The following is a 13,812-nucleotide window of genomic DNA, read 5'->3' on the forward strand; positions in this document are numbered from 1 at the left end:
ATTCCCGATCGCGCTTCCGCGCGTCGGGAATGACATTCGTGAAAACTTCGACTGGGTTGTTGTGACGCGCGTGAATGGATTGATGGAATTCGGCCCGAAGGGTGCGGACTCGGCATGCTCTCATTCGTCCGCGCCGACGGAGCGCCGCCGCGCGCTCGTGCTCGGCGGCTCGAGCCAAGCGCGCGCGCTTGCGACGCGTATCGCCGCCGACCCGCATCTTGCAGGCGTCATCTCGCTCGCCGGCCGCACCAGCGCGCCGATCGCGCATGATCTGCCCACTCGCGTCGGCGGCTTCGGCGGCGTTGAAGGATTGACGCGCTATCTCATCGAAGAGCGCATTTCGCATGTCGTCGACGCGACGCATCCCTTCGCCGCGCGCATCTCCGCCAACGCACGCGCCGCCTGCGCCGTCGCCGGCGTGCCGCTGCTCGTCCTGACACGCCCGCCATGGGTCTCGTCGCAGGGCGATCGCTGGATCGACGTCGACGACAACGCCGCAGCGGTAAGCGCGCTCGGCGCCGCGTCGCGCCGGGTCTTTCTCGCGATCGGCCGGCAGGGCGTCGCCGATTTTCGCGCCGCGCCACAGCACGACTATCTCTTGCGGGTGATCGAACCGCCCGACTCCGATGACCTGCCGCCCTCCTGCGAGGTGATCTTCGGTCGCGGTCCCTTCGCGCTCGAAGATGAGATCGCGCTGATGCGCGAGGGGCGCATCGAGATCGTCGTCACCAAGAACAGCGGCGGCGCGCTCGCCTACGCCAAAATCGAAGCGGCGCGGATGCTCAGGCTTGACGTCGTCATGATCGCGCGTCCGGCAAGCGCGGACGCCGCGACGACGCATAGCATCGACGCGGCGATGGCTTTCCTCGCTTCATGAGCCGCACGCTGATGATCCAAGGCACGGGCTCCGACGTAGGCAAGTCGCTGCTCGTCGCCGGGCTCGCGCGCGCCTTCGCCAATCGCGGCGTCAGGGTCGCGCCCTTCAAACCGCAGAACATGTCGAACAACGCCGCCGTGACGAGCGACGGCGGCGAGATCGGCCGGGCCCAGGCCTTGCAGGCGCGCGCCGCGCGGCTTACGCCTCGCATCGACATGAATCCCGTGCTGCTCAAACCGCAAGGCGCCTCGGGCGCGCAAATCATCGTGCAGGGACGCGTCGTCGGCCAGGCGAAGGCGCGCGATTACCAGGACTTGAAGCCGCGTCTGATGCAGCCTGTGCTCGAGAGCTACGCGCGGCTGAAAGCGGAAGCCGAGCTTGTCATTGTCGAAGGCGCCGGCAGCGCCGCCGAAATCAATCTTCGCCAGAACGACATCGCCAATATGGGCTTCGCTCGCGAAGCCGACGTTCCGGTCGTGCTGGTCGGCGACATCGACCGCGGTGGCGTCATCGCGCAACTCGTCGGCTGCAAGGCGGCGCTCGGCGATGACGACGCGGCGATGATCGAAGGGTTTATCGTCAACAAGTTTCGTGGCGACGCCTCGCTGTTCGACGATGGCCTGCGCTTCATCGAAACGCGGACCGGCTGGCCCTCGCTCGGCCTCGTGCCTTTTTTCGAGGCCGCGGCGCGGCTTCCGGCGGAGGACGCATTCGGGTTGCGCATGCGAAGCCACGATCAGCGCGATGGCGTGGTGATCGCCGTTCCACTGCTGCCGCATATCGCTAATTTCGACGACCTCGATCCGCTGAAAGCCGAGCCCGGCGTGCGCCTGGTCTTCCTCAAGGATGGAGAGCCGCTGCCGCCGGAAACGCAACTCGTCATCCTACCGGGATCGAAAGCGACGATCGCCGATCTCGCGGCGCTGCGCGCCAACGGCTGGGACATCGACATTCTCGCGCATGTCCGCCGCGGCGGGCGCGTCTTCGGCGTCTGCGGCGGCTATCAGATGCTGGGCCGCGTCATCCGCGATCCGCTCGGCGTCGAAGGCGCCGCCGGCGACGCGCAGGGATTGGGTCTCCTCGATGTTGAAACGACGCTGACGGGAGAAAAAACGCTGAGTCCGGTCAACGGTCACGCGCCGATTTTCGACGCGCCGTTCTGCGGCTACGAAATGCATGTCGGCGCAACCACCGGTCCCGACTGCACGCGGCCGGCGCTGCAACTGGCGGATGGGCGTGCAGATGGCGCGATCTCGCGCGATGGGCGTGTGGCGGGCGCCTATGCGCATGGGATTTTCGCGGACGATTGCTTGCGCGCGTCGCTGCTGCGCACGCTTGGCGCGCCGCAATCGTCGCTGCGATACGAGGAGTCGATAGAAGAGACGCTCGACGCGCTTGCAGCGCATTGCGCGCGCCATATCGATCTCGACGCGCTCTGGGAGATGGCGCGATGACGGCGCATTCCGCAATCGGCACGCCGCCGCTCGTCGCGCATGGCGGGCGACTCGACGCTGCGCGCCAACTCTATCCCAACGCGCCGCAGCCCTGGATCGATCTGTCGACGGGCGTCAATCCGCGCGCCTATCCGCTGCCGCCGCTCGCCGATGATGTGTTTACGCTGCTACCCGACGATGACGCTTTCGCCGGGCTCGACAGCGCCGCACGCAAGGCCTATGGCGCGCCCGCCGGAGTCGACGTCGTTCCAGGCGGCGGCGCGCAAGCCTTCATTCAGATGCTTCCGCGCGTTTTCCCGGCCAAACGCGTCGCGATCCTCGGCTTCACCTACGCCGAGCACGCCGCCTGCTGGGCGGCAATGGGCGCGCAGGTCGATACGGTGGAAACATTGGACGCGCTTGCGAACGCCGACGTCGGCGTGATCGTCAATCCCAATAATCCGGACGGACGCGTGGTCGAGCCGCACGATATTTTGTCCGCCGGCACCCAGATGTCGCAACGCGGCGGCCTGCTGATCGTCGATGAATCCTTCATGGATTTCACCCCGGAAGGGAGCGTCGCGCGTTTCGCTCAGAATGAGAGCCTCGTCGTGTTGCGTTCCTTCGGCAAGGCTTACGGGCTTCCCGGCTTGCGGCTCGGCTTCGCGCTCTGTTCGCGTGCGCGCGGGGCGAAACTGCGCGCGGCGCTCGGACCCTGGGCCGTGTCCGGTCCGGCGCTCGCCATCGGCGCTCGCGCGCTTGCGGATGACACATGGCGCGCGAACGCCGGGCGAGCCTGCGCGGGCGACGCTGCGCGCCTCGACGCGATTTTGACGCACGCCGGTTTTCACATCATGGGCGGAACGACGCTGTTTCGTCTGGCGGCGCATCCGCAGGCCTCTCGCTGTTTCACGCATCTCGCCGCGCGCGGCATATTGACCCGAGGCTTCGCCGGAAAGTCTGACTGGCTGCGGTTCGGTCTGCCGCCGAACGAATCCGCCTGGGCGCGGCTCGCCGCGGCGCTGGAGAGCGTCAATGGCGATTGAGGCCCCGAACAAGCCGGCCGAGAAGCCAGCGGATCTGGCGCCCGCCGCAGCCTTCAGCGAGGCCGAGCGCGCGGCGATCTACCGCGTCATTCACGCGCGCCGCGACGTGCGTGACGAATTCCTTCCCGAAGACGTGCCGCGCGACGTTCTGCTGCGCATCCTCGACGCGGCCCATCATGCGCCCTCCGTCGGCTTCATGCAGCCATGGAACTTCATCGTCATCCGGGACGCCGAGAAGCGGCGCGCCGCCTATGCGGCCTTTCAACGCGCCTGCGAAGCCGAGGAACTGGCGCTGGAGCCGGAGCGCCGCTCGCTCTATCGCAGCCTCAAGCTGCAGGGCATCGTGAAGGCGCCGCTCAACATCTGCGTCACCTGCGATCGCGCGCGGTTTGGCGCAACCGGGCTCGGACGCACGCAGCAGCCGGACACCGATATTCTGAGCACCGCCTGCGCTGTTCAAAATCTATGGCTTGCGGCGCGGGCCGAAGGCGTCGGCGTCGGCTGGGTGAGCATCGTCAAGGATGCAGATCTGCGCGAGATCTATAGAATTCCCAAAGAGATAGCCATCGTGGCCTATCTCTGCGTCGGCTATGTCGCGCAGGCCTATAGACTGCCGGAGCTCGAAGCGAAACGCTGGGCTTCGCGTCTGCCTTTGGAGAATCTGATCTTCGAGGACAGCTGGGGAGAACTGGTCGCTTCCACAAACCCGCCTTAAATAACTGAAAGGCTGAGCGCGGCTTTCCTGTGGACTCCTATAGACAACCTGTTAGCGTCACTCATCTTTTGGCGTGATGTTAAGGGTTGGGCGTTAGGAATCCCTGAATTGTCGAAGCTCCATCTCGGGGGCGTCGGAGACGCGAACATGGCGCCGGTTAATTTGGAACAGCTGTTCGAGAAAGACTTCCCCCTCGCCAACAACACCATTCTCACCGTCACGGAAGTGCCAGACTGCGAAGAGCAGCTGCTAAAATTGCTCGAACGCGCCATGCTCCGAGGCTTCGACAATCACGCGCGGCTCACGCAGATCCAGCTGCCGATGGAGCGGTTTCCCGATCTCGATTCCAAGTTCTGGCACGTCCCGATTGAGGATTGCGGCGCGGCCCAGGTGCTGCGCTTCTTCTTCGCGGCGCCACAACCGCCGGCGCACTAGCTAAGCTCCGCTGACCTTTAACGGCGTGACCCGCGCTTGCGCGGGCGCGGCCGGCTTTGCGCGCCGAAGCTTGCTCATCAACAGATAGATCACCGGCGTCGTGTAGAGCGTCAGCGCCTGGCTGAGCAGCAATCCGCCGACGATGGTGATGCCGAGCGGACGCCGGAGTTCGGCGCCGATCCCGGTTGCGAAGGCGAGCGGCAGCGCGCCGAAAATCGCGGCAAGCGTCGTCATCAGAATGGGACGGAAGCGTTCGCGCGCCGCCGCGAGCGCCGCGTCATGCACGGACATGCCGCCGTCGCGCTCCGCTTGCAAGGCAAAGTCGACGAGCATGATGCCGTTCTTCTTGACGATGCCGATCAGCAGCAAAATGCCGATGAAGGCGATAATGGTGAATTCGACATTGAATAGTTCGAGCGACAGCAGCGCGCCCAGGCCTGCCGAGGGCAGCGTCGAGATGATCGTGATCGGATGGATGAGGCTTTCGTAAAGAATGCCAAGAATGATGTAGACCGAAAGCAGAGCGGCGAGGATCAGCGCCGCCATTCCCGCCGCCACCTTGCGGAAATCCGCGACATCGCCTGCGAATTCGGCGCGCAGGCCGCCCGGCGGATTGAGTTCGGCGATCGCCAGTTCGATCGCCGCGACGGTGGCGTCAAGACTGTAGCCTGGCGCGACGTTGTAGGAGATTGTCGTCGCCGGCACGACGCCCTGATGATGAACGACAAGAGGCATCGAGCTGCGCTCGATACGGGCCATCGCGGTGAGCGGAATCTGCTCGCCGGTGACCGAGGAGACATAAATGCCGGCGAGGTCGCGAATGTCCCGCTGACGTTCGAGCGGCGTCTCATAGATCACGCGATACTGGTTGCGCTGGGTATAGACGATTGCATCTTGTCTCTGGCCGAAAGCGCTGTTCAGCGCCGCGTCGATCGCGGCGATCTGCACATTCATTCGCGAGGCGGCGGTGCGATCGATGACGACCTTGGCGCGCAGCCCGCCGCGCTCCTGGTCGGAGGCCACGTCAATGAGTTCGGGCGCCTGCTTCAGGCGCTCCAGCACCTTGTCGCGCCACGTCTCGAGAATCTCGATCGACGGACTCGACAGGGTGAACTGATATTGCGACTTGCTCAGCCGTCCGCCCGTTCGCAGATCCTGAGATGGCACCATGAACACGCTGAGGCCCGGAATTTTCGCGAATTCGCCGCGCAGGCGCGCGATCACATCCTTGCTCGATGCGCGCCGTTCATCTGCCGGCTTCAAGGCCACGAACAGCCGGCCCTGATTCGTCGAGGCGGTCAGGTTGCTGGCGCCGATGAATGAGCCGACATTGGCGACGTCGGGATCGGCGACCAGAACGTCGGAGGCGAGCCGCTGCAAACGCGCCATCTCCGTGAAAGACACGTCGCCCGCCGCCTCGGTCGTTCCATTGATCAGACCAATGTCGTCTTGCGGCAGGCTGCCCTTGGGGATCGTCTGGTAGAGACGCACCGTCCAGCCGATCGAGACGACCACGACAATAAGGGTGGCCCAGGGATGATCGATCACCGGCCGCAGGCTGCGCGCGTAGAGATCGACGATTCGATCGAGACTGCCTTCGATAAGCCGATCGAAGCGCGAAGGCGCCCTTTCCCGAGGCGCCGGCAGGCGCGCGCAGACCATCGGCGTCACGGTCAGGGAGATGATCGTCGAAATCGCAATGGCGAAGGTCAGCGTCCAGGAAAACTCGCGCAGCAGCCGGCCCATCACGCCTTCCATGAAAAGAAGCGGAATGAAGACGGCGACGAGCGACAGGCTGATCGAGACGACGGTGAAGCCGATCTGCTTGGAGCCGACCAGCGCCGCTTCGATGCGACTGAGACCGCGCTCGGCGTTGCTTTGAATATTTTCGATCATGACAATGGCGTCGTCGACGACGAAGCCGACCGAGATCGTCAGCGCCATCAGCGACAGATTGTCGATCGAGAAGCCCGCGACCCACATCGCGGCGCAGGTGCCGACCAGAGAGAGAGGCACGGTGATGCCGGCGGCGATGACGGGCGTCGCGCGGCGCAAAAACACGTAGACGACCATCATCACCAGAAAGACGGAGATCGCCAGCGTGCGCTGAATGTCGTGAATGCTGGCGCGGATGGTCTGGGTGCGGTCGGCAAGCACATCGATCTTGACGCCGCTCGGAATCCACTCCTGAAATTGCGGCATCATCGCTTTGATCTGATCGACCGTTTCGATCACATTGGCGTTTGGCTGCTTGGTGACGATAAGAAGAACGGCCGGCTTGCCGTTGAACCAGCCGGCGGCGTTGCGGTTTTTGACGCCGCGCTCGACCGTGGCGACGTCGCCGAGCTTGACCACCGCCCCGCCGCGCGCTGCGATGACGATGTTGCGATAGTCTTCGGGCGTCGACAGCTGGTCGGTCGTCGCGAGCGTGATCTCCCGCGTATCGCCGCCCAGCGCCCCTACGGCGGAATGGGCGTTGGCGGCGTTGAGCGCATTGGCGACGGCGTCGACGCCAAGCCCCATGGCGGCGAGACGCGCGCTGTCGACCTGGACGCGGATCGCCGGCTGCTCGGCGCCGGCGAGGCGCGCCTCGGCGACGCCTGGAATCTGCGAAACCCGCTGCGCGATCACGGAATCGGCCGCATCGAAAATCGCGCTCGTCGGCAATGTGTCGGAGGTCATCGCCAGCACGAGCACGGGCATGCTCGACTGGCTCGCCTTTCGATAGACGGGCGCCATCGGCAGATCCGACGGCAGGTCGGTGATGGAGGCGTTGATCGCCGCCTGAACGTCGCGCGCCGCCGCGTCCAGCGGCCGTGAGATGTCGAATTGCGCGATGATCTGCGTCGAGCCCAGCGAATTCGCCGATGTCAGCTCGTTGAGGCCGGCGATGCTGGACAGACGCCGTTCGAGCGGCGCCGCGACGGACGCCGCCATGGTCTGCGGATCGGCGCCGGGCCGCGACGCGGAAATGCCGATAATCGGAAAATCCACCGCTGGCAGGCTCGCCACCGGCAGGAAAAAATAAGCGACGGCGCCGACGAGGAAGAGCGCGCTGGCGAGCAGCGTCGTCGCGACCGGCCGCCTGATGAAGGGCGCGGAGACATTCACTCGGCAGCCTCCCGGGCAGGCGGCTTCGGCGACTCGCCGATCGGCTCAAACTCCTTCTCGGCGGTCGGCGGCTCGGCCGGTGGCGAGAGCCGCACACGCAGCCGCTCCACGGCGAGATAGATGACCGGCGTCGTGTAAAGCGTCAGCGCCTGCGACAGCAGCAGGCCGCCGATGATCGCGACGCCTAGCGGAATGCGCAACTCGCTGCCCGGCCCATGCGAGAGCGCGAGCGGCAGCGCGCCAAAGAGCGCGGCAAGCGTCGTCATCATGATGGGACGGAAGCGCAGATGGCAGGCGCGCACGATCGCCTCTCGCGCCGAGAGTCCGTCGTCGCGCTCGGCGTCCAGCGCGAAGTCGATCATCATGATCGCATTCTTCTTGACGATGCCCATCAGCAGAACGACGCCGATCAGCGCGACGATGGACATCTCAATTCGAAATAAGAGAAGCGCGAGCAATGCGCCGACGCCCGCCGAGGGCAGAGTCGTCAAAACGGTGAAAGGATGGGCGAAGCTCTCGTAAAGAACGCCGAGCACGACATAGATCGACACGACCGCCGCAAGTATGAGCCAGGGCTCGCTCGCCAGAGATTTGTTGAATTCGGCGGCGTCGGCGCTGAATACGCCAAGGATCGACGACGGCATGCCGATCGCGGCCTCCGCTTTGGCGATCATTTTCACCGCATCGCCAAGCGCATAGCCCTCCGCAAGATCGAAGCTGATCGTCGACGCCGGAAATTGGTCCTCATGCGCGACGGTCAGCGGCGCCGAGAGGTTTTCCAGCCTCACGAAACTCGCAAGCGGCGTCTGCGGTCCCCCGCCAAGCGGCGCGACATAGAGCTTTTCCAAAGCCGAGGGATCGCGCTGATATTGCGCGGCGGCTTCGAGAATGACGCGATACTGGTTCGATTGCGTGTAGATTGTCGAGATCTGCCGCTGTCCGAAGGCGTCGTTGAGCACGTCATCGACCATCTGCGCGGTGATGCCGAGCCGCCCCATCTTCTCTCGGTCGATTCGCATAAGCGTGCGCAGGCCGCCGTCCTGCGTTTCGGCGGCGACATTGCGCAACCCTGGGGTCTCGCGCAGGCTGTCGAGCAATCGATTCGACCAGGTCAGCAATTCCTCGCGGTCGGGGGAGGTCAGCGTATACTGATACTGTGACCGGCTCGGCCGCGTCGTGATCTGGATGTCTTGCACCGGCTGGACGTACAGCGCGACGCCGGGGAGTTTTTGCCCCGCGGCCTTCAGCCGGTCCGCAATCTTTTCAGCATTCTCGTGGCGCTCGCTATGCGGGCGCAGCATCACGGTGAGCCGCGCCACATTGGTCGTCGCATTGAGTGGCCCGACGCCGAGCACGGACGTCACCGCCCTGACGTCCGGGTCACGGCGGAACTCCTCGGCGATCTTCGCCTGCAGCGTCGTCATTTTGTCGAAGGACGCGTCCGCCGAGGCCTCTAGAACCACCGACAGCACGCCGGTGTCCTGCCGCGGCAGGAAGCCCTTGGGAATCACAATATAGAGCGCGACGGTGAGCGCGAGAGTCGCGACGGTGATCGCGAGCATGAGCTTCTCGCGCTTGAGCGCCCAGTCGAGCGACACGTAATAACCGCGGTCGAGCGCAAGCGAAAGCGTCTCCAAGCGGGAGGGGCCCCGCGGCGGCGCAAGACGCAGCAGGACCGCGCAGAGCATCGGCGTCAGGGTCAGCGAGATCACCGCCGAGACGACGACGGCGATCGTCAAGGTCAGCGCGAATTCGCTGAACATCCGCCCGACAATGCCGGTCATGAACAGCAGCGGTATAAAGACGGCGATAAGCGAGACGGTGAGCGATACGACCGTGAAGCTGATTTGGCGCGCCCCGTCGAGCGCGGCCTGACGCGGCGCTTTGCCTTCCTCGATATTGCGCACGATGTTCTCGATCATCACGATCGCGTCGTCGACGATGAAACCGGTGCCGATGGTCAACGCCATCAGCGACAGATTGTCGAGCGAGAAGCCCGCCGCCCACATGATCGAGAAGGTGGCGATGATCGAGAGCGGCAGGCTGACGCCGGCGATGATCGTCGCCCGCCAGCTGCGCAGAAACATCAACACGACGAGCACGACGAGCGCCGCGGCGATGACGAGCGTCAGCTGAACCTCGAAAATCGAGGCCCGGATCGTCACGGTCCGGTCATTGACGATCTCAAGAGACATGCCGGCGGGAAGCGCCCGCTGAATTTGCGGCAGCTCCTTCTTCACCAACTCGACGGTATTGATGATATTGGCGCCGGGCTGTCGCAGCACGTCGAGAACGACCGTCTGCTCGCCATTGTGCCAGCCGCCAACCCGGGAGTTCTCGAGCCCGTCGACAACCTGCGCAACGTCGCGAAGCGCCACCGGCGCGCCATTGCGCCACGTGACGATGATGTCATTGTATTGACTGGCGCGCAGAATCTGGTCGTTGGCGTCGAGGGTATAGGACTGCCGCCTGCCGTCGAGCGAACCCTTGGCGCCGGCGACGTTCGCCGCGGCGACGGCGAGGCGCAGCTCCTCCATGCTGATGCGATTGGCGGCGAGCCGGCCGAGATCGGCCTGGATGCGCACGGCGGGGCGGACGCCGCCCTGCACCGACACGCGCCCGACGCCTGTGACCTGCGAGAGCTGCGGCGCGATCAAGGTGTCGGCCCGATCGCTCAAGTCCCGCAGCGTGGCGGTCTTCGAACGCAGCGTCAGCGTCAGGATGGGCGTATCCGCAGGGTTCACCTTGGCGTAGACCGGCGGATAGGGAAGGTTGCGGGGCAGCGTCGAGGCGGCCGCGTTGATCGCCGCTTGAACGTCTTGCGCGGCCGCGTCGATGTCGCGATCAAGGTCGAACTGCAGCGTGATCTGCGAAAGCCCGAACGAGCTTTGCGACGACATGCTGGTCAGCGACGGAATCTGGCCGAACTGCCGTTCGAGCGACGCTGTCACCAGTGAGGCGATCGTGTCAGGGTTGGCGCCCGGAAGCTGCGTCGTCACCTGGATCGTGGGAAAATCGACCTGCGGCAACGGCGAGACGGGAAGCCGCAGATAGCCCATCACGCCAAACAGCAGCACGGCGAACGCCAAGAGCGACGTCGCCACCGGCCGATGGATGAAGGGCGCCGAAACGTTCATCTTCTTGTTCGATTACCTCGCATCGCAGGCGCAGGCGCTTCGCTGGGCGCGCTGCGCCGGTCTTCGGCGCCAGGGTCGTTTTTTTCGGCGTTGGCGGTTTCCGGCGCATTCATGACGCGCACTTTCGCGCCATCCGACAGCCGCGAAAAGCCGCTTGTGATCAAGACGTCGCTGGGCTCGAGCCCCGAAGTGACAACGGCGATCGTCTCATCTTGCCGGCCGGTCGTCACCGGGCGCATCGTGGCGACGTTATCGGGCCCCACGACATAGACGAAGGCGCCGCTCGGCCCGCGCTGCACGGCCTGACTCGGCGCAACGAGGACGTTCTTCATCGTATCGAGCATCAGCCGCACATTGACGAACTGGCCGGGCCAGAGCGCCAGGTTCGGATTGGCGAAGGTCGCTTTCAAACGCACCGTGCCTGTCTGCTGGTCGATCTGATTGTCGATGACGGTCAGCTCGCCGACTTCGATCGGCGTGGCGTTGTCCGGACCGAGCGCCGAAACCTTGGCCTTTCCTTGAGCCTTCTGCACCGCCGGCAACGCCTGCTGAGGCAATGTGAACACAACATAGATCGGCTTCAGTTGCGTGATGACGACAATGCCGGTCTGGTCGGAGGCGTGCAGAATATTGCCGACATCGACGAGGCGGATGCCGACGCGTCCGTCGATCGGCGAACGGATCGTCGCATAGTCGAGCGTGGTTTTGGCGTTGTCGATCGCCGCTTTGTCGGCGCGCACCAGCGCTTCAAGCTGGGCGACGGACGCCTTTTGAGTGGCGTGTTGCTGCTTCGAGGCGTAGGCGCCGACGAGAAGTCTTTCGTAGCGCGCGAGATCGACGCGAGCGTTGGCGAGATTGGCTTCGTCCTGCGCTCTTTTGGCCACCGCCTGATCATACTGCGCCTGATACAGCGCCGGATCGATTTCGGCCAAAATGTCGCCTTTGCGGACGTCCTGTCCCTCCGTGAAGGCGAGGCGTATCAGCCTCCCGTCCACCTGCGTGCGGATCGTCACCGTATTGAGCGCCTGCACGGTGCCGACGGCGTCAATGGTCACAGGCACGTCGTCGAGACGCGCCTTGGCTGCGGTGACGGTGACGGTCCCCTCGCTGCGCCCGCCGCCGGGACGCCCGGCGACCGGGCCCTGGTCCTTGGCCGCGAAGCCAGGAAGCCTGCCCGTCTGATACGCCCACGCAAGGGCCCCGACGAGCGCGAGCGCGCCGGCGGCAAGCAGCACCCTTCGGCTGATGCGGCTCATGGCCAAGGTCCTCTGTCGGCCTCATAAGCGGCGTTGGAGCGCGTGATCTCGATTTCGCGCGTCGTCGGCGACCAGCCGCCGCCGAGCGCCTGATACAGGCTCGTCGCCGCCTGGAAGTGGGAGAGACGCGCGATCGCGAGCTGATCCTCCGTCTGAAAATACGTCGTCTGCGTCTGCGCAAGCTGCACGATATCGATTGTCCCTTCCCGCAGACGCATCTCTACGGCGTCCAATGCGCGTCGAGCCGCGGAGACGGCGACGCCCAGGAGCTTCATCTGGCGGTCCGTTTCGCGTATTGCAATCAGCGCGTTCTCAGTATCGGACAGAGCGGTTAGAATCTGCTTGCGATAAAGCGCCGCTAATTCGGAATATCGGCCCTTCTGCAGATCATATTGGCCCTGCAGGTTCCAGCCGTCGAACACGGGCTGCGTGAGCGAGCCGGCGATCTGCCAGGCGATCGCGTCCGGCCTCATAATGAGCGTCGACAGCATCGAACTCTGGAACCCATACAGCCCCGTCAGAGTCAGGGACGGAAAAAAGGCCGCCCGCGCCTGCAGCACCGAAAATTCCTGGGATGCGAGGCGCGCTTCCGCTTCGGCGACGTCTGGGCGGCGCAGCAGCACTTCAGAGGGCAGCCCTGGCGCAATCTGCGGAAACTTGAGCTTTACGAGAGAGCCGCCCTTTACAGTCATGCTTTCGGGGGTCTGTCCCAGCAATACCGCAAGGTTGTTGCGCGTCTGGCGCAAGGTCTGTTCGAGCGGCGGGATCGTCGCGCGCTGTTGAGCCAGTATCGTTTCCTGCTGCGAGGTGTCGAGGACGGTCGCCGTCCCGGCTTCAAGCCGCGCGTTGATGGCGTCCATGACCCCTTGCGCGATCGCGACGTTCTGATTGGCGATGCGCAGACGGTCCTGCGCCGTGAGCACCTGGAAGTAGGCGTTCAGCACGGCCGCGACGGTCGAGATTTCAACAACGTTGCGATCGAAGCGCGAGACATTGGCGAGGATGCGCGCGGCTTTTGAGGCGTTCTCATTCTTGCCCCAAAAATCCACCTCGTAGCTCGCCGTAAGAGCAAGCTGGAAGAAGCCGAAGGTCCGCGCGTCGAAGCCTTGCTGCGATCCTGTGCTCGACGTCGAAGGATTAAAGCCGGTGCTTGAGGAGCCCACGTTGATCGTCGTGCCGGGAACGCGCGTGGAGCGAGCGATATCGGTCATGTTAACGGTTGGAAACAGCGCAGCGCTCGAGACCCGCGCTTGAGCGTCGGCCTGAGTGATGCGGGCGATTGCGGCTGCGATATCCTGGTTGTCGTCGAGCGCGCGCTCCACGAGTTGGGTCAGTTCCTTCGAACCAAATTTGGCGGCGAAATCCCGCCCGCCGGCGATGGGAGGCTGTGGCTGCGGCTTCGCTTCCCGAAATTGCGCGGGCGGCGGGGCCGAGAGATCGGGCTTGTCCCACTCCAGATCACAGCCGGCGAGCGCCGCCGCGAGCGTCGCGGCGGCCGCCAGCGCTGGTCGAAAAGAGCGAGACAGAGCGGGCGCGATCAAGTAGCAGACGTCTCCGGAGGGACCGCGGGAACGGCCGCGTGCGTCCCCTTCCTTAAGCGTCGGCGAAGGCGCCGGGAAGGCCTCTCGCTCGTCTCTGCGGCTCGCTTTCGCTCGTCCGAAGACCTGACGAGCAGCGAGTTGCGGGCCTCGGAGCGGCGGCGGGGAGGCGCGCGCTGGCCGTCAACGCGCGAAAAGCTGTGAGTTCTAAGCTCGCGCGGCGCGCCGCGACGGTCAAGTTACGTATCGGTAAGGACCGAATGC

Annotated in this window: 9 protein-coding genes; 5 read left to right on the plus strand and 4 right to left on the minus strand. The window is 64.8% G+C overall.

Features of this window, described 5'->3' with window-relative positions:
• Window positions 1-82 precede the first annotated feature (82 nt).
• The 5 genes from EHO51_RS02050 (at window position 83) to EHO51_RS02070 (ending at window position 4,506) form a co-directional block, all read left to right on the plus strand.
• Entirely contained in the window at window positions 83-877 is a 795-nt protein-coding gene (locus tag EHO51_RS02050) for a cobalt-precorrin-6A reductase (RefSeq protein WP_245434704.1), read from the plus strand.
• On the plus strand, window positions 874-2,331 hold the full coding sequence (locus EHO51_RS02055; RefSeq protein ID WP_124737489.1) for a cobyric acid synthase: 1,458 nt from the start codon (window positions 874-876) through the stop codon (window positions 2,329-2,331). Before EHO51_RS02050 ends, EHO51_RS02055 begins: the two co-directional genes overlap by 4 nt.
• Complete coding sequence (gene cobD / locus EHO51_RS02060; RefSeq protein ID WP_124737490.1) at window positions 2,328-3,356, plus strand: threonine-phosphate decarboxylase CobD; 1,029 nt, start codon at window positions 2,328-2,330, stop codon at window positions 3,354-3,356. The genes EHO51_RS02055 and cobD overlap by 4 nt, the downstream gene beginning before the upstream one ends.
• Window positions 3,346-4,071 (plus strand): 5,6-dimethylbenzimidazole synthase, encoded by a 726-nt coding sequence (bluB, locus tag EHO51_RS02065; protein WP_124737491.1) that lies wholly within the window; start codon window positions 3,346-3,348, stop codon window positions 4,069-4,071. Before cobD ends, bluB begins: the two co-directional genes overlap by 11 nt.
• A 147-nt stretch (window positions 4,072-4,218) precedes the next feature.
• Complete coding sequence (locus EHO51_RS02070) at window positions 4,219-4,506, plus strand: hypothetical protein (protein WP_124737492.1); 288 nt, start codon at window positions 4,219-4,221, stop codon at window positions 4,504-4,506.
• Here EHO51_RS02070 and EHO51_RS02075 read toward each other — a convergent pair whose 3' ends face one another.
• From EHO51_RS02075 to EHO51_RS02090, 4 genes are read right to left on the minus strand one after another with little or no spacing between them, the layout of a single operon-like run.
• Window positions 4,507-7,617: an efflux RND transporter permease subunit gene (locus EHO51_RS02075; protein WP_124737493.1), complete on the minus strand. Its 3,111-nt coding sequence runs from the start codon at window positions 7,615-7,617 to the stop codon at window positions 4,507-4,509.
• Window positions 7,614-10,754 (minus strand): efflux RND transporter permease subunit, encoded by a 3,141-nt coding sequence (locus EHO51_RS02080; protein ID WP_124737494.1) that lies wholly within the window; start codon window positions 10,752-10,754, stop codon window positions 7,614-7,616. Before EHO51_RS02080 ends, EHO51_RS02075 begins: the two co-directional genes overlap by 4 nt.
• The gene (locus tag EHO51_RS02085; protein ID WP_124737495.1) at window positions 10,751-12,010 is read right to left on the minus strand and encodes an efflux RND transporter periplasmic adaptor subunit; all 1,260 of its coding nucleotides are present in this window, start codon (window positions 12,008-12,010) and stop codon (window positions 10,751-10,753) included. The genes EHO51_RS02080 and EHO51_RS02085 overlap by 4 nt, the downstream gene beginning before the upstream one ends.
• Window positions 12,007-13,551: an efflux transporter outer membrane subunit gene (locus EHO51_RS02090; RefSeq protein ID WP_124737496.1), complete on the minus strand. Its 1,545-nt coding sequence runs from the start codon at window positions 13,549-13,551 to the stop codon at window positions 12,007-12,009. The genes EHO51_RS02085 and EHO51_RS02090 overlap by 4 nt, the downstream gene beginning before the upstream one ends.
• Window positions 13,552-13,812: the final 261 nt, after the last annotated feature.

This window comes from Methylocystis rosea, assembly GCF_003855495.1.
Taxonomy (GTDB): Bacteria; Pseudomonadota; Alphaproteobacteria; order Rhizobiales; family Beijerinckiaceae; genus Methylocystis; species Methylocystis rosea_A.